Origin of the sequence: Methylobacterium sp. AMS5 (assembly GCF_001542815.1) — a bacterium.
Lineage (GTDB): Bacteria > Pseudomonadota > Alphaproteobacteria > Rhizobiales > Beijerinckiaceae > Methylobacterium.
In genome coordinates this window covers 4,170,903-4,194,276 of the sequence record NZ_CP006992.1, presented here as the reverse complement: position 1 = coordinate 4,194,276, position 23,374 = coordinate 4,170,903, and the positions used below count along the sequence as shown (strand labels likewise).

Genomic DNA, 23,374 nt, shown 5'->3' with positions numbered 1-23,374 from the left:
CGGCAGCGCCGGACGGTCTATGAGCGGTGGCTTGGCTGAGGCCGGGCGACCACTGCGGGATGAGGCGGAAGACCGATGGACGAGGCGCCGATCGACAGGCTGCTGGCGCTGATGGCGCGGTTGCGCGATCCGGAACGGGGCTGCGCCTGGGACGTGCAGCAGAGCTATGCCAGCATCGTCCCCTACACGATCGAGGAGGCCTACGAGGTCGCCGACGCGGTCGAGCGCGGCGACCGAGCCGACCTGCGCGACGAACTCGGCGACCTCCTGCTCCAGGTCGTGTTCCAGGCGCGGATCGCCGAGGAGGAGGGCGCCTTCCGCTTCGACGACGTCGCCGAGGCGATCTGCGCCAAGCTGATCCGGCGTCACCCACACGTCTTCGATGCGTCCGGAGACTTCCTGCCGCCCGAGCGGCGCCCGACCGACCCGGCCGCGATCAAGGCGGCCTGGGAGACGATCAAGGCGCGGGAGCGCGCGCAGAAGGCGGCGGCGGGCAAAACAGAGGCGGCGGGACCGTTGGCCGGGGTCTCCCGCGCCCTCCCCGCCCTCGCCCGGGCCGACCGGATCTCGAAGCGCGCGGCCGGTGTCGGCTTCGACTGGCCGGACGCGGCCCAGGTGCTGGCCAAGGTGCGCGAGGAGACCGACGAGGTCGAGGAGAGCCTGGGGGCGGGCGATCCGGCGGCGGTGTTCGAGGAGATCGGCGACCTGTTGTTCTCGGTCGCCAACCTCGCCCGTCACGCGGGCGTCGATCCGGAGGAAGCGCTGCGGCGCGGCACGCTCAAGTTCGAGCGCCGCTTCACCGCCATGGCCGCGCGGCTCGCCGCCGAGGGCCAGGCCCTGGAGGGCACCGCCCTCCCCGCCATGGAAGCGGCCTGGCAAGCCGTGAAGCGCGACGAGAAGACATGAGGTTCGGGGATTCCAAAGGGCCTGAGGCCCTTTGGCGGGTTTTCAGGGCGGTGCCCTGAAGACGGCGAAGCCGTTTCGCAGGGCTCAGCCCTTCCTGCGCGGGCCGCCCTTCTTCGCGGGCTTCGGGTCCGGCGCCTTCGGCTTCAGGCGCTCCACGATCTGCTCCAGGGCGCGTTCGACCGCCGCCTGCTCCGGCGGTGCGGCGCCGTCTTGCGGGCGGTTCGTTCGGTTCGAATCGCGGCTCTTCGGCATGACAGCGAGCCTAGACAGGGTCACGAGCCGAAGACCACCGGTTGAGCCCGCTCGGATACGCTTTCGGCGCCGTTTTCCTCAGCGAAAAGCCTTTTGCTCGCCCGGATTAATCTTAACGAGGTGCTCCGGTATCGCCCGTTCTTCGTGCCGCGAACGGCCAATCGACGGCGCGGACGGCGTAGAGGGCCCACCACACCATCACCGGCTGAAATGCGAGGCGGGGGCCGTGATACCACCACGTGTCGGGGATCGGCGGCACGGCGATGCCCTCGACCGCCTGCTTGATGTTGGCCGGGAACACGCAGACCGCGTAGAGCGCCAGCATGATGCCGGCGATCCGCCGCAGCCGCGGCACGAACAGCGCCAGCGCACCCGCGATCTCGCACAGGCCGGTGCCGATCACCACGAGGCGGGGCGCGGGCACCCAGTCCGGCATGATCGGCAGGAAGCGCTCGGTGGCGGTGAGGTGGACGACGCCGATGAAGCCGTAGAGGCCGCTCAGACTGAGGCGCAGCCAGCGGCGGTCGTCGCGCATCTCAGGTCTGTCAGGTGGACTTGGCGCCCTCGGAGTCCGGCTTGTCCGCCCCGGCGGGAGCGTTGCCGCGCGCGGCCTCCTCGGCCTCGGTGCCGGCCCGCTCCATCGGGCCGGCCTGCGACTTCAGCTTGCCCGTCGCCGGGTCCTTGGGCGAGACCGCGGCCTCGTTGCTCTGGTCGCGCTGTTCGTCCGCCATGCTGAGCCTCGTCATCCCCGTGGAATCGTGACGGGGCAACGTGCGGCGCGCGGGGCGGTTCGCGTCTCGACCTCGCCGATCCTCCGCTGCCCGGCCCTACACCGCGATGCCGTGCAGATCGTAGGCGTCGGCCCGCTCGATCTTCACGGTGACGATGTCGCCGGGCCGCACCGGACGGCGCGAGCTGACGTGGACGCTGCCGTCGATCTCCGGCGCGTCGGCCTTGGAGCGGCCTCGCGCGCCGGTCGGGCCCGCCTCGTCGATGATGACCGACAAGCGCTTGCCCACCTTCGCCCGCTGCAAGCGCAGCGAGACGTGGCTCTGCGCCTCCATGAAGCGGCGCTTGCGCTCGGCCTTCACCTCCGGCGGCACCAGCAGGCCGAGATCGTTGGCGGTGGCGCCGCGGACCGGCTCGTACTCGAAGCAGCCGACGCGCTCGAGCCGCGCCTCGCGAATCCAGTCGAGCAATTCCTCGAACTCGGCATCGGTCTCGCCGGGGAAGCCGACGATGAAGGTCGAGCGGATGGCGAGATCCGGGCAGGTCTCGCGCCAGCGCCGGATGCGCTCCAGCTGCTTCTCCTGGTTGCCCGGCCGGCGCATGCGCTTGAGCACCGAGGGGCTGGCGTGCTGGAGCGGCATGTCGAGATAGGGAAGGATCTTGCCCTCGGCCATCAGCGGGATGACCTCGTCGACATGCGGGTAGGGGTAGACGTAGTGCAGCCGCACCCAGGCCCCGAGCTCGCCGAGTTCCTTGGCGAGATCGTAGAACCGGGCGCGTACCTCCCGGTCCCGCCACGGGCTCGACGCGTAGCGCGTGTCGATGCCGTAGGCCGAGGTGTCCTGTGAGACGACCAGCAGTTCCTTCACGCCGGCTTTGACGAGCTTTTCCGCCTCGCGCAGCACGTCGCCCGCCGGGCGGCTGACGAGGTCGCCGCGCAGGCTCGGGATGATGCAGAAGGTGCAGCGGTTGTTGCAGCCCTCGGAAATCTTCAGATAGGCGTAGTGGCGCGGGGTGAGCTTGACCCCCTGCGGCGGGATCAGGTCGAGGAACGGATCGTGGGCGGGCGGCACTGCCTCGTGCACCGCGGCGACGACCGACTCGTAGGCCTGGGGGCCGGTGACGGCGAGCAGGTTCGGGTACTTCTCGCGGATCTCCTCGGGCTGCGCGCCCATGCAGCCGGTCACGATCACCCGGCCGTTCTCGGCCATGGCCTCGCCGATCGCGGCGAGCGACTCGGCCTTGGCCGAATCGAGGAAGCCGCAGGTGTTGACGATGACGACATCCGCCCCGTCATGGCGGCGCGACAGCTCGTAGCCCTCGGCGCGCAGATGGGTGAGGATGCGCTCGGAATCGACGAGCGCCTTGGGGCAGCCCAGCGACACGAAGGAGATCCGCGGCGCGGCGGCGCCCTTGGTGTCCGAGGGAGAGGCGGTTGCGGTCATGACGGCCCGTTGGGGCGGCCCTCCGGAACGGAGGCCCGCGCGTCCTGCATCGAGAGCGGTGGATGCGCCGATATAACGGCATTGGGGCGCTGTTGCGAGCGTGGCCGGTCGCTTCCCGTTTTGCCGCACCGCGAGGCTGGCCATCGTCGCGGGGCCCGGATCGCTTCGCTGGCGCTCACGATCACGACGTTGGTGGCCCGAACCATCGTTGCGCCGCGTCAGCCGGAGCGATCCAGCGTCACGGCCTGCACGGGAATGGTCGAAGCGCTGTCATCTCGCCTTTTCAAGGATAATCATTTTGAAGCAGTGCGTTGGAATGTCCTGCTGAGAAACTGAATCAGCTCTGCGCGCGGCGCTGGCGCATACCCCGCCCGCGAGGCCGGAACGCGGGAGCGATTGACGGGAGGGCGCCGCGCGCCCTTGGGTAAATCCCAGTGAGCGCCGCACGAGGCATGACGGCCGAACCCATGGTCTGGACCCGCGAGATTCCCTTCATCGACCCGGTCGCGGCCGCGGCGCGGCTCGCCCGGCTGCCCGGCCTCGCCTTCCTCGACAGCGCCATGCGGCACGATACGCTCGGCCGCGTCTCGGTGCTGGCCGCCGACCCGTTCGCGCGGTTCCGCTATCGCGACGGCCGTGCGACCCTGGACGGGCGCGCGGTGCCCGGCTCGCCCATCGCGGCCTTGCGCGCCTGCCTCGCGCCCTACCGCCTCGCGCCGCGCCCCGACCTGCCCGCCTTTCCCGGGGCGGCGATCGGCTACTTCGCCTACGATCTCGGCGCGAGCCTGGAGCGGGTCGCGGCCCCGGCCCGCCGGGCGGGGCTCACCGACGATAGTGCCTTCAACCTCTACGACACCCTGCTCGCCGTCGATCACGGCCGCGGCACCTGCCTGCTGATCGCCACCGGCTTTCCCGAGGCCGACGGACCGGCCCGCGAGGCCCGGGCCCAGGCGCGGCTCGACGCCTTCGCCGATTGGCTCGCCGCGCCGTCCGAGCCGCTGCCGGAATGGACCGGCGCCCGGCTCACATGGCGCTCAAATTTCTCACGGCAAAGCTATGAGCGTGCTGTCGAAAAGGTTCGCGACTACATCCGCGCCGGCGATATCTATCAGGCCAACATCGCCCAGCGTTTCGCCGCCGACCTGCCGCCCGGCTTCGACCCGTTCGCCTTCTACCGGCGGCTTCGCGAGACCAACCCGGCCACCTTCGGCGCCTATCTCGATTTCGACGGGCTCACCGTCGCCTCCTCTTCGCCCGAGCGCTTCCTCAAGTTGGAGGGGCGGGCGGTCGAGACGCGGCCGATCAAGGGCACCGTGGCCCGTGATCCCGATCCCGCCCGCGATGCCGCGATCGCCGCCGCCCTCCAGGCCAATCCGAAGGAGCGGGCCGAGAACATCATGATCGTGGACCTGCTGCGCAACGACCTGTCGCGGGTGTGCGAGCCGGGCAGCGTGCGGGTGCCGACCCTGTGCGGGCTGGAATCCTATGCCGGCATCCACCATCTCGTCTCGGTGGTGACGGGCACGCTCCGCGAGGGTTCGGATGCCCTCGACCTCATCCAGAAAACCTTTCCCGGGGGCTCGATCACCGGCGCGCCGAAGCTCAGGGCCATGGACATCATCACCGAGATCGAGACGGATGCGCGCGAGCTCTATTGCGGGGCGATCGGCGCGCTCGGCTTCGACGGATCGCTCGATACCTCGATCGCGATCCGCACCGTGTTCATGGCGGAGGGACAGGCCGTGCTCCAGGCAGGCGGGGGCGTGACGCTGCTCTCCGAGCCCGGTCCCGAATACGAGGAGACGCTGACCAAGGCGGCCCGCGTCTTCGCGGCCTTCGAGGAGGAGGCGCCATGATCCTCGTCGTCGACAACTACGATTCCTTCGTCTTCAACGTGGTGCGCTACTTCGAGGAGTTGGGCGAGACCGTCGAGGTCGTGCGCAACGACGCGCTCGATGTCGCCGGCATCCGCGCGCGGAACCCGGAGGCGGTGGTAATCTCGCCCGGCCCCTGCACCCCGGCGGAGGCCGGCGTGAGCCTGCCGGCCATCCGCGAACTGTCCGGCGAGGTACCGATCCTCGGCGTCTGTCTCGGGCATCAGGCGATCGGCGCGGCCTTCGGCGGCCGGGTCGAGCGGGCAGGCCGCCCGCTCCACGGCCACGCCACGCCGATCCGGCACGGGGGTGAGCGGTTGTTCGAAGGGCTGCCGCAGCCGATGCAGGTCGGGCGTTACCACTCGCTGATCGTGGCGCCGACGCCTGAGATGCAGCGCCACCTCACGGTCGATGCCGCCTCCGAGGAGGGCGAGGTGATGGCGCTGTCGCACCGCAGCCACCCGACCTGGGGCATCCAGTTTCACCCGGAATCGGTGCTGACCGAGAACGGCCACGCGCTGTTTTCCAACTTCCTGAAGGGGGCCCGCGCGTGGCGGGAGGCGGACGCGTCGGAGCGGACGGACAGGCTCGCCGATGCTGTGGTCTAACGGGCGGCTGGTCGAGGGCGGCACCCTCCCCTTCGCCATGGGGGACCGTGGCCTGCTGCTCGGCGACGGCGTGTTCGACACCGCCCTCGCGATTCAGGGGCAGGTCGCCTTCGAGGCCGCCCATGTTGATCGCCTCGCCGCCGCCGCGGAGACGCTCGGCTTCGCGATCGCGCGGGCGCAGATCGTCGAAGCGATGCGCGCGCTGGCCGGCACCGCGCCGCTCGCCGCGATCCGCACCACGTTGACCCGCGGCCCCGGTCCGCGCGGGCTGGCGCCCCCGCCCGAGCCGAACCCGTTCCTGTTCGGCAGCGCCGCCCCGGCCCGTGCCGCCCTGTTCTTCGCGCCCTTGCGGCTCGCGCTCACGGAGATCGCCCGCAACGAGACCTCGCCGGCCGCGCGCCTCAAGACCCTCGGCTATCTCGATGCGGTCCTCGCCGCCCGCGCGGCGCAGGCGCAAGGCTTCGACGAGGCTCTGTTCCTGAACACGCGGGGCCGCGTCGCCTGCGCCGGCACCGGCAATGTCTTTGCGGTTTTCGGAGGAACGCTCGTCACGCCGCCGCTGGAGGATGGCGTCCTGCCGGGCATCGTTCGGGCCGAGCTTCTTTCGAACCTCGCGCCGAGTGTCGGCATCACGGTCGAGGAGCGCCCGCTCCTGCCCTCCGAGCTGGCGGCGGCGGAGGCGCTGTTCGTCACCAACTCGCTGCGCCTGCTCGCGCCCGTGACGGTCCTCGGCGCGCGGGCCTATGACAGCGCCGGGCACGGGACGGTTCGCAGACTCTGCGCGGCTTTGCGGGAAACCGTGGCGGCGGAGTGCGGCGTCGAGGCGGACGCGCTCGATCCGTGAGTCCTCGTCCCTGAAGCCACGGTCGTCCAGGCGCGCCCCTCACCCTTCGAGGCCCCCTGGCGCGGGCACCTCAGGATGAGGACGCGGGTGGAATAAAAGCTGTCAGCCGAGCGCCGTGCTCACGATGCGCCCGACTCCTGCCCCTTCCATCGCCGTCCAGGCGCGCGCCAGCGAGCCGTCGAGGTCGATGCCGCGCACGGCATCCTCGATCACGAAGGCCTCGAACCCGGCGGCGCGGGCATCCAGCGCGCTCCAGAGCACGCAGAAATCGGTGGCGAGGCCGGCGAGGAACAGGCGGGTCAGGCCGCGCTCGGCGAGGTAGCCGGCAAGCCCGGTGCGGGTCCGCCGGTCGGCTTCCATGAAGGCCGAGTAGCTGTCGATGCCGGGGTGAGTGCCCTTGCGGATCACCAGCTCGGCCCGCCCTGCCCTCAGGCCCGCGGCCAGCTCGGCGCCGTGCGTGCCCTGCACGCAGTGCTCGGGCCAGAGCACCTGTTCACCGTAGTGCAGGGCCGCGGTGTCGAAGGGGGCCTTGCCCGGATGGCTCCCGTGGAAGGAGGCGTGGGCGGGCGGGTGCCAGTCCTGGGTGAGGATGACGTGGGGAATGCACGCGGCCAGCCGGTTGATCGGGGCGATGACGGCGTCGCCGTCGGGTACCGCGAGCGCCCCGCCGGGCAGAAAATCGTTCTGCACGTCGATGACGAGCAGAACGTCGGTGCTTGTGAGCATCATGGGGATAGTCCGGGGGTTCCGAGGGACGATCTTCGCCCGTGACCGGAGATCACGGGCGAAGATCGCCTTCTCCAGGTTGATCGCATTTTCTTCACGCGAACCGGCAACCACTTCGCTCGAAAATGCTCACGATCCCTCGGCGGGTCCGGGCAGAGCCCGGACTCCTTTGGTCCTAGGATACGGGGATCACGGCGTCATCACCGTCGTCCCGGTCGTCTGCCGCCCGGCGAGGTCGCGGTGGACCTGCGCCGCGTCGGCGAGCTTGGCGCGGGCGTGGATCGGGATCTTCACCGCGCCGCTCGCGACCACCTCGAACAGCTCGGCCGCGTTGGCGTCGAGGCTTTCGCGGGTGGCGATGTGGGTGAAGAGCGTCGGGCGGGTGGCGTAGAGCGAGCCCTTGGCGGCGAGGATGCCGATATCGAAGGCCTCGATCGCCCCCGAGGACGACCCGAAGCTCGCGAAGATGCCGAAGGGGGAGAGGCAGTCGAGCGAGGCGGGGAAGGTCGCCTTGCCGACGCCGTCATAGACCACCGGTACGCCCTTGCCCCCGGTGATCTCCTTTACCCGAGCCGCGAAATCCTCGTCGCGATAGAGGATGACGTGGTCGCAGCCGTGCTCGCGCGCCAGCTCCGCCTTCTCGGTCGAGCCGACGGTGCCGATCACGGTGGCGCCGAGATGCTTGGCCCATTGCGTGGCGATGAGCCCGACGCCGCCGGCGGCGGCGTGGAACAGGATCGTGTCACCGGGCTGCACCCGGTAGGTCCGGCGCAGCAGGTATTGCGCGGTGAGGCCTTTGAGCATCATCGCCGCGGCGGTCTCGTCGGAAATCGAATCCGGCACGTGGACGACGCCCTTCGTGTCCACGGTCACTTCCTCGGCATAGGTGCCGGTGGCGCCGGCATAAGCGACGCGCTCGCCGACGCGGAAATCGGTGACGCCCTCGCCGAGGGCATCGACCACGCCCGCCCCCTCCTTGCCGAGGGTGAAGGGGAGCGAGGGTGCCTTGTAGGCGCCGGAGCGGAAGTAGATGTCGATGAAGTTGACGCCGACGGCGGTCTGGCGGACGCGGATCTGGCCCGGCCCCGGTTCGGGCGAAGGCACGTCCTCGTAGACCATCGCCTCCGGCCCACCATAGGCGTGTACCCGGATCGCTTTCATCGCGTTCTCCCGCGTTCCCGTCTCGAACTACGGTCGAGATATCGGCCCGGTGGAGCCAGACAAGTGCTCCAAGGGGTTCCAGGCGGCTTATGCCCGAAGGACACCGGCCAATTGGGCACAGCCAAGCGGGCACCGGCCGAGCGGGCGGGTTCGCCCGTCACTCCTCCCGGACCGCGACCTGCATGCCCATGCCCGCGAGGCAGCGCTCGATGCGCTCCGTGAGGTCGGGCGTCAGTTCGCGCACATGGACGTGCAGGGTGGCGGTATCCTCCGGGCGCACGATGACCCGATAGCGCAGGCCCTCATCCTCCATCTGGCGCAGCAGATTGGTGCTTGCCGTGGTCATCGCCGCGATGTGCTGCACGACCAGGTCGGGCCTCATCATACGTGGCCGCGCCGCCCGCCGGCCGTGCCGTCTGTCCCGGAGGTGGAGGGGATGTTGCTCCCGCTGCGCGGCGGCCGGACATTCTCGATGGGCGGAAACAGCCGCGCGAGCCCGCGCGCAACGCCCGACAGCACGGGATCGAAGGACGAGTCGAGCCGTGTCCGCTCGGATTCCGGCTGCGAGGTGATGAATGGCTTCATGGTACGCCCCCCTCGGACGTCAATGATGGTTCTGTCTTGGAGAGCATGCGGCGAGAGCGCGCAGTTCTCTCAACATAAGTTGGCAATGCCGGGCGCAAGAATTGGTTTCATTTCAATTCGATCGAGCCACGCTTGAATGTCCGACCGCTCCCGGATCCCCAGGCCATCGCTTGAAGGCGATACCCCTGGTTTCCTGAGAGCCTCGTTCGCCGGCACCCGCCTCCGCGGGCCTATGCTTCCGCTCCGCTCGACGCTTGCCGGGGCTCACGCCCCGAAAAGCCCGCTCCGCGCGGCGCTCTTCGCGCCCCGACGCCGCTCCTACGGCTTCGGGCAAGGGGGCCGCTCGGACCCTCGGCCGCACTTGACCCCAGGCCGGCCGCGCCTCTGTAGGAAGCCGGCCTTCGATCCTCGTTGTGAGGGCCCTTCAAGGAGTCTCCCGTCGTGATGGTCCCGGTGCAGACGTCCCCCGCCCGCCCCTCCGCCGCGCCGCCGCGCTTCGCCGTGGCGGTCGTGGGCGCTGGGGCGGCAGGCCTTGCCGCCGCTCTGGCGCTCGCTCGCGACGGGGTGGAGACCGCGCTTGTCGGGCGTCACACGCCGGTGGCAGACGGGCGCACCGTGGCCTTGCTCGACGGCTCGGTGCGCTTCCTGACGGCGCTCGGCGCCTGGGCCGAGATCGCCCCGCATGCCAGTCCGCTTGCCGAACTTCAGATCATCGACGACACCGGCAGCCTGTTCCGGCCGCCGCCCGCCCGCTTCTCCGCCGCGGAGATCGGCCTCGACGCCTTCGGCTGGAACGTCGAGAGCGCCCGCCTCGTCGAGATCCTGCGGCGTCAGGCCCGCACCACGCCGGGCCTGACCCTGTTCGAGGCGGATTCGGCCGGCATGCGCCTCGAGCAAGGCGCCGCGGTGCTGGATCTGGAGGACGGGCGCAGCCTCGCGGTGCAACTCGTCGTCGGCGCCGACGGGGGCCGCTCGCCGCTGCGGGCGGCGTCTGCCTTGCGCAGCCGCGAATGGTCCTACCCGCAGGCGGCGCTCACCACCCTGCTCGCCCACGAGCGGCCCCACCGCGACATCTCCACCGAGTTCCACACCCGCAACGGACCCTTCACCCTGGTGCCGCTCCCCGGCGGCCACCGCTCCAGCCTCGTCTGGGTCACGGCGGAGCGGGCAGCCGAGCGGCTTTCGGGGCTCGACGACCGGGATCTCGCCGCGGCGGTGGAGCATCAGGCCCGCTCGATGCTCGGCGCCATGCGGATCGACGGCCCGCGCGGCCTCGTGCCGATGCGCGGCCTCTCGGTGGAGCGGCCGGTGGCCGATCGCCTTGCCCTGATCGGCGAGGCCGCCCACGTCTTCCCGCCGATCGGGGCGCAGGGGCTCAATCTCGGCCTACGCGATGCGGCGGCGCTGCGGGATGCGGTGTTCTCCGCCCGCGAGGCGAACCGCGATCCTGGCGCGCCCGCTTCGCTTGCGGGGTTCGGACGCAACCGGGGCGTCGATGCGCGCCTGCGCGGGGCGGCGGTGGACATGCTCAACCGCTCGCTGCTGACCGATTTCCTGCCCGTCGATGCCCTGCGGGGCCTCGGCCTCGTGGTGCTCGGGGCGATCCCGCCCTTGCGGCGCATCGTCATGCGCGAGGGGGTGCAGCCGCGCCTCGGCGCGCCGAGCCTGATGCGCTGATTCTTCTTGGAGTTTCGGGGTGGGCGCGGGATGCGCGCCCAAGTCCCCAAAAAATCACAAGACATCGCCGTAGAGATCGACCGTCTCGAAGCCGCGCGGGGCCAGCCGTTCGGCGAGAACGCGGCGGTGGCAGCCGGCCGGATCGCGCTCGAAGCAGAGCAGGCAAATCGGTCGCTCCGCGGCGAGTTCGGCCAGGGTGTCGAGGGCAAGTCCGCCATCGGCGGTGTCGAGCACTTCCTCGCAATAGATCCGGCGCATCAGCCCGGCATCGTCGGCGCGGGCCGCCTCGCGGCCGGATTTCGGTGTGCCGAGGCTGCGGAAATGCGCGTAGCCGAGTCCGGCTTCCAGCAAACCCGCCTTCAGCGCGCCTTTCGAGAAACCGCGCTTGCGCGAGTTGGCCACCGCCCGCACGTCGGCGAGCAGGGACACGTCCGCCGCCTTCAGGGCCGCGTGCAGGCGCTCCGGGGTCAGCCCTTCGTATCCGATGGTGAACAGAGTCTTGCGCATCGCCGGCTCAGGGAAAATTCAGGATCGACAACGTTTTAGATGGAGGCCGCCCGCCCGCCGGACAGCGTCGGCGGCGCGTATGTGCCTGCGGCGCAACGCCTTCCGGAATTCCGCCGCAATGCCAGCAAAGTTCTGTTAACCGGATCAAGGGCATCGAATACCCATTGAAGTCGCACGCAAGAAGTGGCGGGCCGTCGATGTCGCTGGACACCGAAATTTCCTCGAGGCTCGCACCGGCTCCGCGCGGATGGCTCAAGCGCGGGCTCGCCGCGCTGCTGCTCTCCGGGCTCGCGGCCTGCGCCGCGCAGAACGACTTCTACCCCACCAAGGGCGATGCCAAGCCCCATCCCGGCGTCGCGCGGGCCAAGGGCCACCCGATTCAGGGCATCGACATCTCGAAATGGCAGGGGCCGATCAACTGGGCCTCGGTCAAGAGCGCGGGCACGCAGTTCGCCTACATCAAGGCGACGGAGGGCGGCGACCACGTCGACGAGCGCTTCCGCGAGAACTGGGACGGCGCGGGCCACGCCGGCGTGCCGCGGGGCGCCTACCACTTCGTGTTCTGGTGCCGCTCGGCCGAGGACCAGATGGCGTGGTTCAAGCGCAACGTGCCGAACGACCCGACCGCCCTGCCCCCGGTGCTCGACGTGGAGTGGAACGGCCACTCGGCCAAGTGCCCGAAGAAGCTGCCCAAGGCCCAGGCGCTGTCGATGATCCGCTACATGCTGGACGAGATGGAGGCCTATACCGGCAAGCGGCCGATCATCTACACGGACATCACCTTCCACAAGGATGTGCTGGAAGACGAACTGCCCGACTATCCCCACTGGGTCCGCTCCACGGCGGCCGAGCCCGAGCAGCGCTACGCCAACCGCAAGTGGATGCTCTGGCAGTTCACCTCGACCGGGCGCGTGCCCGGCGTGCGCGGCGACGTCGATCGCAACGCCTTCTACGGCAGCCCGACCGAGTGGGCCTCGTTCCTCGCCACCGATTGCGACCCGCGGGAGCATCGGCGCCTGTCGAGCCAGGGACTCTGCACCGGCAAGTAGGCGGGCAAGCCGGGCGAAACGGGTAGAGCTGCCGGTCGCCGCTCTCGCTCCCCGGTAACCACATTCTACGTAGTGTTGCCTTTATGCATGCTTTCGTACAGGCGAGCGATACAACTTGGCCTTGACCTTGCCCGGGGCCTGGATTTTTTTGTGTTAAACGCTCTATATGTATACTTGTAGACAGACTGCGCGGCAACCCTTGCGCTAGGAGCCGGCTCGGCGACCAGACGGACTTCGAGTTGTACATGCCTTCAGCCACAGAGCGCTGCTTTGAAGGCAACCTGCTCCTGAACTGTCTGAGCCCTGAGGATCGCGGCCAGCTTCTGCCCGATCTGGAGCGGCTGGAATACCAGCGCGGCGAGACGCTGTTCGCCGCCGGCCGGGAGGTGGATTTCATCACTTTCCCCCTCGAGCAGACCGTCGTCACCCTGCTGATCTCGATGATCGACGGACGCAGCGCCGAGACCGCCACGATCGGCCGCGAGGGCGCGGTGGGCGGCGTGGTCAGCAATGGCGGCCTGCCGGCCTCGACCCATGCCCTGATCCAGATCGCCGGTCCGGTCCTGCGGATGGAGTCGGTGCGGCTGCAGGAGGCCAAGCGGCGCTCTGAATCCCTGCGCAACCTGTTCACCCGCTACTCCGACTGCCTGCTCGCGCAGGTGCTGCAATCGGTCGCCTGCAACGCCCTCCATCCGATCGAGGAGCGCTGCCTGCGCTGGCTCCTGACCCTTCAGGACCGCCTCGACAGCAACGTTCTGCCGATCACCCAGGAATCGCTCGCCGCGATGCTCGGCGTGCAGCGCACCTATCTCACCCGCATCCTGCGGATGCTGCAGCAGCAGGGACTGATCGAGGTCGGGCGCGGGCGCATCACCGTCGTCAACCGGGCGGCGATCGAGGAGGTCGCTTGCGAGTGCCATGCCTGCGTCAAGCGCCATTACGAGACCGTGCTCGGTGCGGTCTACAGCCCGAACGGTCGCCTCATCGCGATCAAGCCGCCCGAGTAGAGCATCGTCCCGCAAGGTGGATCCCGGCTTTCGGACAATGACGATGCTCTCGGTCGCCCCCGAGCCAGACGGACATCTCGGATTATCCATCTGGGAGCACGGCGATTTCGGCATGCGTCTTGTGCCCGACACGTCACCGGGGCACCATCGCGCCTGTCCGGATGGCGGGCCGCTTCAGGTGGCTCCGGAAGAAGGGCGCCGTGATCATCCGGCTCGCCGGGTTCGTCCTTGCCGGGTCCGTCCATGAGCCGACCGCCCGACGATTTTCCAGCATCCGGTGAGGCCGACGGAGAGGCCGGGCGGCTGGCCGCGCTGGCCCGCTACGGCATCCTCGACACGCCCGCCGAGGCCGCCTTCGACGATGCCGCGGCTTTGGCCGCCCAGCTCTGCGCCACGCCGACCGCCCTCGTCAGCCTGGTGACCGGCGACCGGCAATGGTTCAAGGCGCGGCTCGGCTTCGCCCCCGGCGAGACCGGGCTCGACCGCTCGGTCTGCGTTCACGCCCTGGCCGGGCGTGGCCTGCTGGTCATTCCCGATCTCGCGGCCGACCCGCGCACCCGCACCAACCCGTTGGTCACGGGGGAGCCCGGCATACGCTTCTATGCCGGCGCGCCCCTGGTGACGTCGGAGGATATGGCAATCGGCACCCTGTGCGTGCTCGACACCGTGCCCCGGCCGGAGGGTCTGAGTGCTGCCCAGGGCGCAGGTCTCGAAGCGCTCGCCCGCACGGTGATGACGCAGCTCGAACTGCGCCGGGGCATCGCGGCCCGGAAGACCGAGGCCGCGGCCCTGGCCGACAGCGAGTTCCGTCTGCGGCTCGCAATCGAGGCGGCCGGTGCCGGCATTTTCGACCACGACCTCGTGGCGGGCACCCTCGCCTGGGACGGGCGGACCCGCGCCCTGTTCGGGGTCGGGCCGGACGAGGCTGTGAGCTATGCCGATACGTTCCTCGCCCGCCTCCACCCCGAGGACCGGGCGCGCACCGATGCCGCCGTGCAGGCGGCCCTCGACCCCGCCGGGCCCGGCCTGTTCGATGCCACCTACCGCACGGTGACGGATGACGGCACGGTGATCGCCTGGGTCGCGGCCCGCGGCACGCTCGTCGTCGAAAGGGATGAGGGGATCAGACGGGCGCGGCGCTTCGTCGGCACGGTGCGCGACGTCACCGCCGAGCAGATGGCCCAGGTCGCCGTCGCCGCCACCAAGGAGCGCTACCGCCTCGTCACCCGCGCCACCAACGACGCGATCTGGGATTGGGACCTCGTCGCCGACCACGTGCTGTGGAACGAGGCCCTTCAGGCCGCCTATGGCTGGGCGCCGGAGACGGTCGAGCCGACCGGCCGGTGGTGGCTCGACCACATCCACGCCGAGGATCGCCCCCGCGTCGAGGCGGGTATCCGCCGCGTCATCGGCGGCGACGGCCACGATTGGCACCACGAATACCGCTTCCGCCGCGCCGACGGCGCCTACGCCGACGTGCTCGACCGCGGTTCGATGGTGCGCGGAGCCGACGGCACGCCGCTGCGCATGATCGGCGCCATGCTGGATCTGACTGAGCGCAACCGCGTCGCCGCCCAGCTCCGGGCGGTGGTCGAGGGCGCGAATATCGGCATCGTGCAGATCGATCCGCGCACCATGGTCGCGCTGGAGGCCAACCCGAAGCTCTGCGCGATCTGGGGAGCGGACGAATCCGACATCGTCGGCCATTCCGTCGCCAAGTGGACGCCGGAGGCGGAGGCAGCGGCGCGCGACCAGCTCCACCGCCGGCTCGCCGCGGGCGAGATCGTGCGCGAGACCCTGGAGAAGCGCTACCGCCGCAAGGACGGGCGCCTGATCTGGGGCCGGGTCAACCTCGTCTCGCAGGTGCGCGGCGAGGCGATCCAGGCCACGGCGATGATCGAGGACATCACCGCGGAGAAGGCGATCGAGGTACGCCAGAAGGCGCTGATCGAACTCGGCGACACATTGCGCGACGCCGCCGGCCCCACCGAGATCCGTGGGATCGCGGCCCGGATCCTCAGGCGCACCCTCGACCTCTCGGATGCGGGCTACGCGGCCATCGATGCCGCCGTCGGCGGCTTCGCGATCGGGCACGAGAGACCGGACGGGACGATGAGCCCCGCGCCGTTTCCGGGCATGCTCGCGCGGCTGCGCCGCGGCGAGATCCTGGCCGTGCCCGATCTGACCGCCGAGCCGGACCTCGCGCCGGATGCGGGCGGCTACGCGGCGGCCGGCGCCCGTGCGCTGGTCGGCGTGCCCTTGACGCGGCGGGGCGACCTCGTCGGCCTCGTCTATGTCCACGCCGCCGAACCCCGGGCCTGGGACGCGGGCGAGGTCGATTTCGTCCGCGAGGTGGCCGGACGGATCTCCGTGGCGCTCGCCCGGATCCAGGCCGAGGAGCAGCAGCGCTTCCTCAACCGCGAACTGAGCCACCGGCTGAAGAACACCCTGACCATGGCCCAGGCCATCGCCTCGCAGACGCTGCGCAACGCGACCGACATCGCCTCGGTGAAGGAGGCGCTGGTGGCCCGGCTGGTCGCGCTCGGCAAGGCGCACGACATCCTGCTCTCGGGCGAGGGCGAGGGGGCGGCGCTGGAGGCGGTGATCGCCGGCGCGCTCACCATCCACGACGACGGCGAGCCCGGCCGCATCCACCTGTCCGGCCCGGCCCTGGAGGTCGGGCCGAAAGCCGCCCTGTCGCTGGCCCTGATGATCCACGAGCTCGCCACCAATGCCGCCAAGTACGGTGCCTTCTCGGTGCCGGGCGGGTGCGTCGGGGTGGACTGGACCGTCGCGCAGGCGCGTTGGCCGGAGGATGCGGGGGAGGCCGAGCCGGTCGTGACGATGACCTGGGCCGAGACCGGCGGGCCGCCCGTCGCCGCGCCCACCCGCAAGGGCTTCGGCTCGCGGCTGATCGAGCGCGGGTTCTCGGGGGCGGTCGGCGGCGAGACGCAGATGATCTACGCCCGAGAGGGGGTGACCTGCCGGATCAGGGCGCCCCTGAGGGGGCTTCTCGAAAAAGAATAGCAGCAAAAGCGACCCGGGGGGCAACGAACCCGCCCGCTCGCCGCTTGTCGGCAGGACCGCCCAGGCATGCTCCCAGGCGCGCTCCAAGGACATGCGACGCTTCATGGATCTGCCCGTTCCACCTGCCCCGAACGGTGACGGGCGGCCACTGGCACTCGTCGTGGAAAGCGAAACCGCCGCGCGCATCGAAACGTCGGATCGTCTGGCGGAGGCGGGCTTCGAGGTGCTGGAGGCTTGGAGTGCACAGAGCGCGCTCCTCCAGATCGAGCGCCACGCGGGGCTGCGCCTCGTCGTCGTCGATGCCGACCTGCCCTTGATCTTGCCCGGGGCCCGGTTCGCCCTGACCTGCGAGATCGCCCGGCGCAGGCCGGATCTCGTCCTCATCGCTCTCTCGGCCGGTCTTTCCCCCGGCACGCTGCCCGCGGGCGTTCGCTTCGCCGCAAAGCCCCTCACGCCGGCCTTCGCCCGGGAGGCGTTGGCGCAGCTCTGCATGTGACCGTCGCCTTCGAATAGGCCGGCACCCCGCCAAAGGGATGATCTCTTCGGGATCCCCTGACTCAGGCCGCCCGCACCTGCGCCAGGAACCCGCCGACCTCCAGGCGCAGCGCCGCAGCCTGACGGGCGAGGTCGCTTGCCGCATCGAGGACTTGGCCCGAGCCGGTGCTGGCGTCGTTGGCCGTGTGGGCCACGCCGGCCACGTCCTCCGAGGCGCGGCGCGTGCCCTGCGAGGTCTCGACCGTGGTGCGGGCGATCTCGGCGGTGGCCGCGCCCTGCTCCTCGACCGCGGCGGCGATGTCGTTGGAGATCCGCGATAGGTCGCGGATGGTGCGGGCGATGCCGGTGATGCCTAAGACCGAGGCGCCGGTCGCGGCCTCGATCTCTGCCATCCGCCCGGCGATCTCGTCGGTGGCGCGGGCGGTCTGGGCGGCGAGGCCCTTCACCTCCGCCGCGACCACGGCAAAGCCCCGGCCCGCCTCGCCCGCGCGGGCCGCCTCGATGGTGGCGTTCAGCGCCAGCAGGTTGGTCTGCCCGGCGATCTCCGAGATCAGTCCGACGATCCGGCCGACATTGTTGGCGGCGGCGGCGAGGCGCTCGACCTCTCCGGCGGTGCGGGCCGCCTCCTCCTCGGCTGCGTTCGCCGCCAGCGCCGACGAGCCGACCTGGGCGGAGATCTCGCGGATCGAGGCCGAGAGTTCTTCCGTCGCCGCGGCAATGCCGTCGGAGGAGCGCGCCGCCTGGGCCGAGGCCTTCGCGGCCGACGCGCTCAGGGCGGAGGTTTGGCCCGCGGCCGTGCTCATCGCCCGGGCGGCGCCCTCCAGTTGATGGGCCGCCGCCGAGACCGCTTCGACGATGCCGCCGACCCGGGCCTCGAAGCCGTCGGCCACCGCCATCATGGCGGTGTGGCGGCGGGCGCTCTCCTCCTCGGCGCCGCGCTCCTGCGCCGCGCGGATGCGCGCGCGCTCGGCCACGCTGTCGCGGAAGGCCAAAGCCGCGGCCGCGATGGCGCGCAGCTCGCCCGGACCCTTGACCGGGATCTCGACCTCGGTCTCGCCGCGTCCGATCGCGGTCAGTGCCCGTGCCATCCGGCTCAACGGACCCGCGATCGCCGAGCCGAGGCCGAAGGCGAGCGCCACCGAGAGCAGCAGGGTCGCCAGTGCCGCCCCGGCCCAGAGCAGCACCGTGCGCTCGGCCTGCGACCGGGCCGCCCCGGCCGCCCGCGCCAGACCGGCCGTCAGCCGGTCCTCGATCCCCTTCAGCCCATCGATGCGCTGCGTCGCGAGCCCGAACCAGCCCTTGGCGTCGGTGAAGGCGAGCGTCTGGCCGGGGGCCGTGCCGAGGGCGAGGCCGCGGAGCCGGGCGACCTCGCGGGCGGCCTCCGAGGTATTCGCGGCATCGAGCGCGGCGATCTCCTCCGTGGGGCCCGCGGCGCGGAACTGCCCCTCGAAGGTCGCCTGATCCGAGGCCAGCCCCGCGAGCCGGCGCAGACCCGCGAGGTCGATCGCGCCCGCGGCGAACACGGCGGAGGCGGCCGCCCGCTCCTGGCCGGCGAATTCCTTGAGCGAGAGAAAGGCGGACAGGGCGGAAACGCGGGCGCCGATGGCCGGGTCCGCCGCAATCTGCGCCACCCCGCGCACGGCCCCGAGGGCCTCCGCGATGACGCCGCTGTAGAACGCGAGATTGGCCGGCACGCTGGCCTCCAGCCGGTCCACCGCGCCACGGTGGCGCTCGATCCCGCCGAGCTTCTCGCGCAGGGCCGCCGCCTTGCGCGCGAACGCCGCATCCGTGCCGCCGGCCTCGAGATCCGCGGTCAGGGCGGCGCGGGCCGCATCCGTCAGCTTGCGCTGTGCCGCGAGTTCGGGAGCGAACTGGGTGCCCTTCGAGGCGAGATAGAGGCTGGAGGCGCCCCGCTCCTTCTGCGCCTCGTGGACGAAGGCGCCGATCCGGACCGAGAGGCCGACCTGCTCCTCCATCCGCGCCATCGCCCGCCCCTGCCCCGCCCGCTCCGCGACCGCCACCCCCGCGACGGCGCCGAAGGCGAGGCACGGGATCAGGGCCACCGCGACGATGCGGGCCCGTAGGGACGAAGGCAGTACGGCGGAGAGGGAAGAGGGCGAAGAAACACGCGAACGCATGGCAGCAAGATCCGGAGAGAAGGTGCCCGGACCGTGCTCACGCTACGTAAAGTAAAGATTTCACCGGGGCGTGATTGCTTAAAGTTTACGCAGACCGGTGACCATTTCACCGCCCGAGACGATGGTGGAGGCGTCTCAGTTGGCTGCGAGGCCGGCGAGTTCTTCGATGCCTCCGCCGTCACGGTAGGCCGCGCGGAAAGCCGGGCGCTGCTTCCAGCGCTGCCAGAACCGGTCGAGGCTCTCGAAGCGCTCGTCCAGCGGCGTGGCCACGGGCCCGAACTTCGAGAAGGCGACGGCCGTGCACAGCGTGATGTCGGCGAATGTCGGCTCCGGCCCACCGAGCAGCCAGTCGCGCCCGTCGGCGAGATGGCGGTCGACGAGTCCGGCATGGGCGATCGCCTCCTTGCGGCAATGCTCGCCCCATTGCGGGTTGCGGGTCAGTTCGAGCTTGTGCCCCAACCCCTCGTGCAGCACGTGGAAGGCCGTGGTGAGCCGGTAGAGGATCTGCACCCAGATCCGGTCGTCCCACATCTGGTCCCGGCCCTGCTCCAGGGCGCTGTCGCCCATGGGTCCGCCGTCTTGAGCCGTTGAGTCGCACGGGGCCTGCAAAAGACCCGTCGGACATCCTGCAAGGAAGCCCGTCCGGAGACGCGCATGGCGAAGCCCGACATCCCCGCGCCCTCCCCCGTCCTGTCCGAGGGGGGCCGCTTCGACCTCCACGCCATCGCGCGGGAGCTGCCCGCCTCCGCATCGACCCTGCTCGTCGATACCTACCTGTCCGATCGGGAGACGGCGAGCGTGCGGGTGTTCCGGGTCTACCGCCCGACCCCGCCGCACTACCACGCGACCTGCGACGAGGTGCTCGTCTGCCTGTCGGGCCGCGGCACCTTCTGGATCGGTGAGGCGGGGACCGAGGCGGAGTTCGGCCCCGGCCAACTCCTGCTGTTCGATCGACGCACCGTCCACGCCCTGCCGCAGATCCTGGAGGAGCCCCTGGTGTTCCTCTCGGTCGACACGCCGCGGCGCGAACCCACCGACATCGTCTTCGTGAACCCGGAGGACGGGACGGCGGCGAGCTTCATGGCACGGAACGCTGAGTGTTGCGGCTCATCGGAACGATCGACATGACGACAAGCATCCGATGGCGCGCGGGTTGGCCTCAAAGAGTGGCTTGGAACACAAATGCCTTGGACTGATTCGAAAATTCGCGCGATCTCAATTTCGTGATTGCGGGTTTGGACGTTTACTGCATTAATTGCGCGGAAGCTTGAAAAATCCCCATTTTATTTCATATTCGAAATATTTTTTATTGAATGGAGGGGGTGTCGATGCGTGTTTCCTGCCTCGTCACGATGCCGGCGCGTGAGACATTGCGGTCGTCGGCTGCGGCGGCCTTTGCCGCGGAACCATCGGGTCTCGCGATCGATGCGGTGACGGACAGGGCGGGCTTCGTCCTGGATCGGACGTTCCCTGCCCTGCCCATTGCCGGCACCCATGCCGGAGATGTTGCCTTCGAGGCCGCGGCGCCGGGACAGGCTCCGGTCTTCGTCGCCCGTGGCACCGTCGAGACCAATCGCTTGGACGAACTCGGCGACAGACAGTCCGACTTCGGTGTTTTCGCCGATCCCGAAATCGGAACCTTCATCGTCTGCCCGAACAATGCTCCAGTCGGCGGAACGGCCGATGTCGAACGGAAGCTCGACACGGCGGGGTTGCTGGCGAAGGGGCTCGATGGGAAGGGCGCCGCCCTGGCGATCATGGATACAGGGGTCAACCTCGCGCACCTGAAGAGCCGCGGGCTGAAGCCTGAGAGCCCGTCCGATAACGTCCGGCAGGGGTTGAGTGGCCGGAATGGCGGTGATTCCAGAAGGGTGCTGAAGCCTCATCTGGACGTGCCATGTGGACCCCGACCCCTCGCCGGCAGCATAACCGTGCGCGCCTTCGATACGAAACCGACCTGACGGATACGGAATGGGCGGTGATCGCGCCCATGATGCCAGAGCCCGCCTCGCGTGGTCGTCCGCCTGTCTGGACGATGCGGGAGGTCCTGAACGCGATCTTCTACGTGCTGCGCGGCGGCATCGCATGGCGGTTGATCCCAAAGGATCTCCCTCCGCGCAGCACGACGTTCGGCTACTTCAGCCGCTGGCGGGACGAGGGATTGTTCGGGCGGATCAACCACGCCCTGGTCATGGCCGACCGGGAGCGGGCCGGTCGCGAGGCCTCGCCGACGGCGGCCGTGCTCGACAGCCAGAGCGTGAAGACCACCGAGAGCGGCGGCCCGCGCGGCTACGACGCTGGAAAGAAGGTCAAGGGCCGCAAGCGTCAGGCCCTGGTCGACACGGACGGGCGCGCCCTCGTGCTCGATCCGCAGACCGCCGACATTCAGGATCGCGATGGGGCTGGACCGGTGCTGCGCCTGTCGCGGCGGACCTTCCCGTTCATCGTCAGAGCTTTCGCCGATGCAGGCTATGCCGGCGACAGACCCGCGACCGCCACCGTCATCACCATCGACATCGTGCGCAAACCGAAGGATCAGGTCGGCTTCGCCGTGCATCCACGCCGATGGGTGGTGGAACGCTTCTTCGGATGGATCAGCCGCAACCGACGCCTCTGGAAGGACCCGGAAGCGACCCTCGCCTCGGCCCAGGCCTTCCTCTACGCCGCCGCCGTCATGATCCTCGTCCGAAGGCTCGGGCGAGCATCATGACTTATCGGACGGACTCTAAGCTGAGTCGCAGGTACGGATGGGCACCGCCGGGTCTGCCGTGGACGCCAGGGGCCTACGCCGTCGGCCATGGCACCATGTGCGCGTACGACGCCCCGATTGCCGCTCCGAGGGCCACCCTGCTCGACTTCCCGATTCTGCATTCGACGACGCCGGGGGGCAGCGTCATGTCGGGATTCCTCAGCGACGCCCTGCTCGCCTACTCCTATCTGCTGAGCCGGATTCGCACTGCCGCCTGGCGGTTCTCCAGCCTCGTCGTCAACAACAGTTGGGGTATGTACCACCCGAGTTGGGACTTTCCGGCCGGGCATCCGGGGCGCTACGCCGACAATCCCAATCATCCTTTCAACCTGATTGTCGGGACCCTGGCCCGCGCCGGGGTCGACATCCTCTTCGCCGCCGGAAATTGCGGCGCGAACTGTCCCGATGGCCGCTGCCAAGGCCTCGTCACGAACACGATCACGGGCGCGAACGCCCATCCCGATGTTCTGACGCTCGCTGGATGCGATACCAAGGACCGACGCGTCGGTTACTCGTCTCAGGGGCCGGGCATTGCCGGGATGAGTCCCGACAAGCCCGACGTGACGGCCTACACGCATTTCCTGGGCTCCGAAGCTTACGGGCCGGGCCGGGCCGACGGCGGAACCTCGACCGCCTGTCCCGTCGCTGCGGGGTGCGTGGCGGCGCTGCGCACCCGCCTCGCGGCTGCCCAGGTGCCGCCGGCTTCGCTCTTCGCCACCATTCGGGCGCAGGCACTGGGCAAGCCCGGACCGGGCTGGAACCCGGACTACGGTACGGGTATCATCCGACCGCTACCGGTAGCGACCCATTATGGTTTGTAGGTTCTCGTCATGGCTGAGACCGATACGGTGCTCATGACCGTCGCGCTTCTCGGAGCAAGACCGGGAATCACGCAAGCCGCCAAGGCGATCGGCGTGCACAAGAATGCGCTCGATAGAGAATTCGGCGTTGTGCCGGTCGATCCTGGCCGGCACCTCTACGCCGTCCAAGTGCGTGCGTCCGAGATTCCGAAGGCGTCGTCAGACGACGAAGATGTCCAGGGTCCCTTCTCGAATCCGAAGATCGCACCGTTCGGTCCTTGAGGCACGGCCCGCGGACACCATGATCCCCGGTCTCCTCGCTCTCATCCTCGCGGCCCTGTTCACGGGCGCGGCCCTCTACATCCTCGTCGCCGAGCAGCCGGCGCGGCTGCTGATCCCGGAGCCCGCCCTTCTGGTGCAATGGCGCCGGGCCTATCGGGGCGGCACCGCCATGCAGGGGAGCCTGGCCGTCATCGGCTTCCTCTGCGCCGCGCCGGCATGGTGGCTCACCGGGCGGCTCGGCTTTCTCGCGGGCGGATTCGTGCTCGTGGCGAACTGGCCCTACACGCTCATCGTGATCATGCCGGTCAACCGGCGCCTCGAGGCCATCGCGCCGATGGCGGCGGGGCCGGAGGTCCGCATCCTCGTCGCGCGCTGGGGCCGCCTGCATGCGGGCCGCGTTGCGCTCGGTGGGATGGCGGTGCTGATCCTGTTCTGGACGCTCGTCAGCTTGAGCGTTGCTTGAACGTTTCGGGCCGGCATTGCCGTCGTACCTGTTCCGTTCTAGTGGTTTCA

Annotated in this window: 26 protein-coding genes; 15 read left to right on the top strand and 11 right to left on the bottom strand. The window is 70.0% G+C overall.

What is annotated here, in order from left to right; all coding sequences use genetic code 11:
* Nucleotides 1-75 precede the first annotated feature (75 nt).
* Nucleotides 76-906, top strand: coding sequence for a nucleoside triphosphate pyrophosphohydrolase (mazG, locus tag Y590_RS18835; RefSeq protein ID WP_060771190.1), 831 nt, complete (start codon nt 76-78; stop codon nt 904-906).
* A gap of 84 nt (nt 907-990) precedes the next feature.
* Here the strand turns inward: mazG and Y590_RS27055 are convergent, their stop codons facing one another.
* The 4 genes from Y590_RS27055 to rimO form a co-directional block, all read right to left on the bottom strand.
* Nucleotides 991-1,158 carry a hypothetical protein gene (locus Y590_RS27055; RefSeq protein ID WP_245517594.1) on the bottom strand — a complete coding sequence of 56 codons (168 nt, stop codon included), beginning with the start codon at nt 1,156-1,158 and terminating at the stop codon, nt 991-993.
* A 112-nt stretch (nt 1,159-1,270) separates the two neighbouring features.
* Complete coding sequence (locus Y590_RS18830; protein ID WP_060771189.1) at nt 1,271-1,693, bottom strand: DoxX family protein; 423 nt, start codon at nt 1,691-1,693, stop codon at nt 1,271-1,273.
* Between the two features lie 10 nt (nt 1,694-1,703).
* Entirely contained in the window at nt 1,704-1,889 is a 186-nt protein-coding gene (locus Y590_RS18825) for a hypothetical protein (protein ID WP_060771188.1), read from the bottom strand.
* A gap of 96 nt (nt 1,890-1,985) precedes the next feature.
* Entirely contained in the window at nt 1,986-3,332 is a 1,347-nt protein-coding gene (rimO, locus tag Y590_RS18820) for a 30S ribosomal protein S12 methylthiotransferase RimO (RefSeq protein WP_060771187.1), read from the bottom strand.
* A 452-nt stretch (nt 3,333-3,784) separates the two neighbouring features.
* Here rimO and pabB point away from each other — a divergent pair, with 452 nt between their 5' ends.
* Genes pabB through Y590_RS18805 form a run of 3 tightly spaced genes read left to right on the top strand, consistent with a single transcriptional unit; the run spans nt 3,785 to nt 6,658 of the window.
* The gene (pabB, locus tag Y590_RS18815) at nt 3,785-5,188 is read left to right on the top strand and encodes an aminodeoxychorismate synthase component I (protein ID WP_060771186.1); all 1,404 of its coding nucleotides are present in this window, start codon (nt 3,785-3,787) and stop codon (nt 5,186-5,188) included.
* Nucleotides 5,185-5,814: an anthranilate synthase component II gene (locus Y590_RS18810; RefSeq protein WP_060771185.1), complete on the top strand. Its 630-nt coding sequence runs from the start codon at nt 5,185-5,187 to the stop codon at nt 5,812-5,814. The genes pabB and Y590_RS18810 overlap by 4 nt, the downstream gene beginning before the upstream one ends.
* Complete coding sequence (locus Y590_RS18805) at nt 5,801-6,658, top strand: aminotransferase class IV (RefSeq protein ID WP_060771184.1); 858 nt, start codon at nt 5,801-5,803, stop codon at nt 6,656-6,658. Before Y590_RS18810 ends, Y590_RS18805 begins: the two co-directional genes overlap by 14 nt.
* A 102-nt stretch (nt 6,659-6,760) precedes the next feature.
* Here the strand turns inward: Y590_RS18805 and pncA are convergent, their stop codons facing one another.
* The 4 genes from pncA to Y590_RS18785 all read right to left on the bottom strand — a co-directional run bounded on the left by pncA (nt 6,761) and on the right by Y590_RS18785 (nt 9,130).
* Nucleotides 6,761-7,387, bottom strand: a complete 627-nt coding sequence (gene pncA, locus Y590_RS18800) for a bifunctional nicotinamidase/pyrazinamidase (protein ID WP_060771183.1) — start codon at nt 7,385-7,387, stop codon at nt 6,761-6,763.
* A gap of 186 nt (nt 7,388-7,573) precedes the next feature.
* Nucleotides 7,574-8,545, bottom strand: a complete 972-nt coding sequence (locus Y590_RS18795; RefSeq protein ID WP_060771182.1) for a quinone oxidoreductase family protein — start codon at nt 8,543-8,545, stop codon at nt 7,574-7,576.
* A 157-nt stretch (nt 8,546-8,702) separates the two neighbouring features.
* Nucleotides 8,703-8,930 (bottom strand): hypothetical protein, encoded by a 228-nt coding sequence (locus Y590_RS18790; RefSeq protein WP_060771181.1) that lies wholly within the window; start codon nt 8,928-8,930, stop codon nt 8,703-8,705.
* Nucleotides 8,927-9,130, bottom strand: a complete 204-nt coding sequence (locus Y590_RS18785; RefSeq protein ID WP_060771180.1) for a hypothetical protein — start codon at nt 9,128-9,130, stop codon at nt 8,927-8,929. The genes Y590_RS18790 and Y590_RS18785 overlap by 4 nt, the downstream gene beginning before the upstream one ends.
* Before the next feature lie 441 nt (nt 9,131-9,571).
* On the opposite strand from Y590_RS18785, the gene Y590_RS18780 reads away from it, so the two are divergent.
* A complete protein-coding gene (locus tag Y590_RS18780) occupies nt 9,572-10,807 on the top strand; it encodes an FAD-dependent monooxygenase (protein ID WP_060771179.1) in 1,236 nt (411 codons plus the stop codon).
* A gap of 54 nt (nt 10,808-10,861) precedes the next feature.
* Here Y590_RS18780 and Y590_RS18775 read toward each other — a convergent pair whose 3' ends face one another.
* Nucleotides 10,862-11,314: a DUF488 domain-containing protein gene (locus Y590_RS18775; protein ID WP_060771178.1), complete on the bottom strand. Its 453-nt coding sequence runs from the start codon at nt 11,312-11,314 to the stop codon at nt 10,862-10,864.
* Between the two features lie 197 nt (nt 11,315-11,511).
* Here Y590_RS18775 and Y590_RS18770 point away from each other — a divergent pair, with 197 nt between their 5' ends.
* From Y590_RS18770 to Y590_RS18755, 4 genes are all read left to right on the top strand, one after another.
* Nucleotides 11,512-12,363 carry a glycoside hydrolase family 25 protein gene (locus Y590_RS18770; RefSeq protein ID WP_060771177.1) on the top strand — a complete coding sequence of 284 codons (852 nt, stop codon included), beginning with the start codon at nt 11,512-11,514 and terminating at the stop codon, nt 12,361-12,363.
* 245 nt (nt 12,364-12,608) lie between these two features.
* Nucleotides 12,609-13,370, top strand: coding sequence for a Crp/Fnr family transcriptional regulator (locus Y590_RS18765; protein ID WP_060771176.1), 762 nt, complete (start codon nt 12,609-12,611; stop codon nt 13,368-13,370).
* 243 nt (nt 13,371-13,613) lie between these two features.
* Nucleotides 13,614-16,397 carry a PAS domain S-box protein gene (locus tag Y590_RS18760; RefSeq protein ID WP_060771175.1) on the top strand — a complete coding sequence of 928 codons (2,784 nt, stop codon included), beginning with the start codon at nt 13,614-13,616 and terminating at the stop codon, nt 16,395-16,397.
* Nucleotides 16,398-16,500: 103 nt separating this feature from the next.
* Nucleotides 16,501-16,893: a DNA-binding transcriptional response regulator gene (locus Y590_RS18755; RefSeq protein ID WP_060771174.1), complete on the top strand. Its 393-nt coding sequence runs from the start codon at nt 16,501-16,503 to the stop codon at nt 16,891-16,893.
* A gap of 61 nt (nt 16,894-16,954) precedes the next feature.
* On the opposite strand, the gene Y590_RS18750 is transcribed toward Y590_RS18755, so the two are convergent.
* Nucleotides 16,955-19,030 carry a methyl-accepting chemotaxis protein gene (locus Y590_RS18750; RefSeq protein ID WP_060771173.1) on the bottom strand — a complete coding sequence of 692 codons (2,076 nt, stop codon included), beginning with the start codon at nt 19,028-19,030 and terminating at the stop codon, nt 16,955-16,957.
* Nucleotides 19,031-19,165: 135 nt separating this feature from the next.
* Nucleotides 19,166-19,597 carry a glutathione S-transferase family protein gene (locus tag Y590_RS18745; protein ID WP_083530913.1) on the bottom strand — a complete coding sequence of 144 codons (432 nt, stop codon included), beginning with the start codon at nt 19,595-19,597 and terminating at the stop codon, nt 19,166-19,168.
* A gap of 87 nt (nt 19,598-19,684) precedes the next feature.
* Here Y590_RS18745 and Y590_RS18740 point away from each other — a divergent pair, with 87 nt between their 5' ends.
* The 6 genes from Y590_RS18740 (at nt 19,685) to Y590_RS18715 (ending at nt 23,324) form a co-directional block, all read left to right on the top strand.
* Complete coding sequence (locus tag Y590_RS18740) at nt 19,685-20,158, top strand: cupin domain-containing protein (protein WP_083530912.1); 474 nt, start codon at nt 19,685-19,687, stop codon at nt 20,156-20,158.
* Between the two features lie 185 nt (nt 20,159-20,343).
* Entirely contained in the window at nt 20,344-20,991 is a 648-nt protein-coding gene (locus tag Y590_RS18735; protein WP_060771172.1) for a hypothetical protein, read from the top strand.
* On the top strand, nt 20,928-21,740 hold the full coding sequence (locus tag Y590_RS18730) for an IS5 family transposase (protein ID WP_060771171.1): 813 nt from the start codon (nt 20,928-20,930) through the stop codon (nt 21,738-21,740). The genes Y590_RS18735 and Y590_RS18730 overlap by 64 nt, the downstream gene beginning before the upstream one ends.
* A gap of 95 nt (nt 21,741-21,835) precedes the next feature.
* Complete coding sequence (locus tag Y590_RS18725; RefSeq protein WP_060771170.1) at nt 21,836-22,600, top strand: S8 family serine peptidase; 765 nt, start codon at nt 21,836-21,838, stop codon at nt 22,598-22,600.
* 9 nt (nt 22,601-22,609) lie between these two features.
* Nucleotides 22,610-22,861: a hypothetical protein gene (locus Y590_RS18720; RefSeq protein WP_144440014.1), complete on the top strand. Its 252-nt coding sequence runs from the start codon at nt 22,610-22,612 to the stop codon at nt 22,859-22,861.
* 19 nt (nt 22,862-22,880) lie between these two features.
* Complete coding sequence (locus Y590_RS18715; protein WP_083530910.1) at nt 22,881-23,324, top strand: anthrone oxygenase family protein; 444 nt, start codon at nt 22,881-22,883, stop codon at nt 23,322-23,324.
* The last annotated feature ends 50 nt before the right edge of the window (nt 23,325-23,374 follow it).

Bases quoted from the DNA above. Each gene is read 5' to 3' on its own strand.
- mazG (WP_060771190.1), top strand. From the start codon at position 76: ATGGACGAGGCGCCGATCGACAGGCTGCTGGCGCTGATGGCGCGGTTG.
- Y590_RS27055 (WP_245517594.1), bottom strand. From the start codon at position 1,158: ATGCCGAAGAGCCGCGATTCGAACCGAACGAACCGCCCGCAAGACGGC.
- Y590_RS18830 (WP_060771189.1), bottom strand. From the start codon at position 1,693: ATGCGCGACGACCGCCGCTGGCTGCGCCTCAGTCTGAGCGGCCTCTAC.
- Y590_RS18825 (WP_060771188.1), bottom strand. From the start codon at position 1,889: ATGGCGGACGAACAGCGCGACCAGAGCAACGAGGCCGCGGTCTCGCCC.
- rimO (WP_060771187.1), bottom strand. From the start codon at position 3,332: ATGACCGCAACCGCCTCTCCCTCGGACACCAAGGGCGCCGCCGCGCCG.
- pabB (WP_060771186.1), top strand. From the start codon at position 3,785: ATGACGGCCGAACCCATGGTCTGGACCCGCGAGATTCCCTTCATCGAC.
- Y590_RS18810 (WP_060771185.1), top strand. From the start codon at position 5,185: ATGATCCTCGTCGTCGACAACTACGATTCCTTCGTCTTCAACGTGGTG.
- Y590_RS18805 (WP_060771184.1), top strand. From the start codon at position 5,801: ATGCTGTGGTCTAACGGGCGGCTGGTCGAGGGCGGCACCCTCCCCTTC.
- pncA (WP_060771183.1), bottom strand. From the start codon at position 7,387: ATGATGCTCACAAGCACCGACGTTCTGCTCGTCATCGACGTGCAGAAC.
- Y590_RS18795 (WP_060771182.1), bottom strand. From the start codon at position 8,545: ATGAAAGCGATCCGGGTACACGCCTATGGTGGGCCGGAGGCGATGGTC.
- Y590_RS18790 (WP_060771181.1), bottom strand. From the start codon at position 8,930: ATGATGAGGCCCGACCTGGTCGTGCAGCACATCGCGGCGATGACCACG.
- Y590_RS18785 (WP_060771180.1), bottom strand. From the start codon at position 9,130: ATGAAGCCATTCATCACCTCGCAGCCGGAATCCGAGCGGACACGGCTC.
- Y590_RS18775 (WP_060771178.1), bottom strand. From the start codon at position 11,314: ATGCGCAAGACTCTGTTCACCATCGGATACGAAGGGCTGACCCCGGAG.
- Y590_RS18770 (WP_060771177.1), top strand. From the start codon at position 11,512: ATGTCGCTGGACACCGAAATTTCCTCGAGGCTCGCACCGGCTCCGCGC.
- Y590_RS18765 (WP_060771176.1), top strand. From the start codon at position 12,609: ATGCCTTCAGCCACAGAGCGCTGCTTTGAAGGCAACCTGCTCCTGAAC.
- Y590_RS18760 (WP_060771175.1), top strand. From the start codon at position 13,614: ATGAGCCGACCGCCCGACGATTTTCCAGCATCCGGTGAGGCCGACGGA.
- Y590_RS18755 (WP_060771174.1), top strand. From the start codon at position 16,501: ATGGATCTGCCCGTTCCACCTGCCCCGAACGGTGACGGGCGGCCACTG.
- Y590_RS18750 (WP_060771173.1), bottom strand. From the start codon at position 19,030: ATGCGTTCGCGTGTTTCTTCGCCCTCTTCCCTCTCCGCCGTACTGCCT.
- Y590_RS18745 (WP_083530913.1), bottom strand. From the start codon at position 19,597: ATGGGCGACAGCGCCCTGGAGCAGGGCCGGGACCAGATGTGGGACGAC.
- Y590_RS18740 (WP_083530912.1), top strand. From the start codon at position 19,685: ATGGCGAAGCCCGACATCCCCGCGCCCTCCCCCGTCCTGTCCGAGGGG.
- Y590_RS18735 (WP_060771172.1), top strand. From the start codon at position 20,344: ATGGAGGGGGTGTCGATGCGTGTTTCCTGCCTCGTCACGATGCCGGCG.
- Y590_RS18730 (WP_060771171.1), top strand. From the start codon at position 20,928: ATGTGGACCCCGACCCCTCGCCGGCAGCATAACCGTGCGCGCCTTCGA.
- Y590_RS18725 (WP_060771170.1), top strand. From the start codon at position 21,836: ATGTGCGCGTACGACGCCCCGATTGCCGCTCCGAGGGCCACCCTGCTC.
- Y590_RS18720 (WP_144440014.1), top strand. From the start codon at position 22,610: ATGGCTGAGACCGATACGGTGCTCATGACCGTCGCGCTTCTCGGAGCA.
- Y590_RS18715 (WP_083530910.1), top strand. From the start codon at position 22,881: ATGATCCCCGGTCTCCTCGCTCTCATCCTCGCGGCCCTGTTCACGGGC.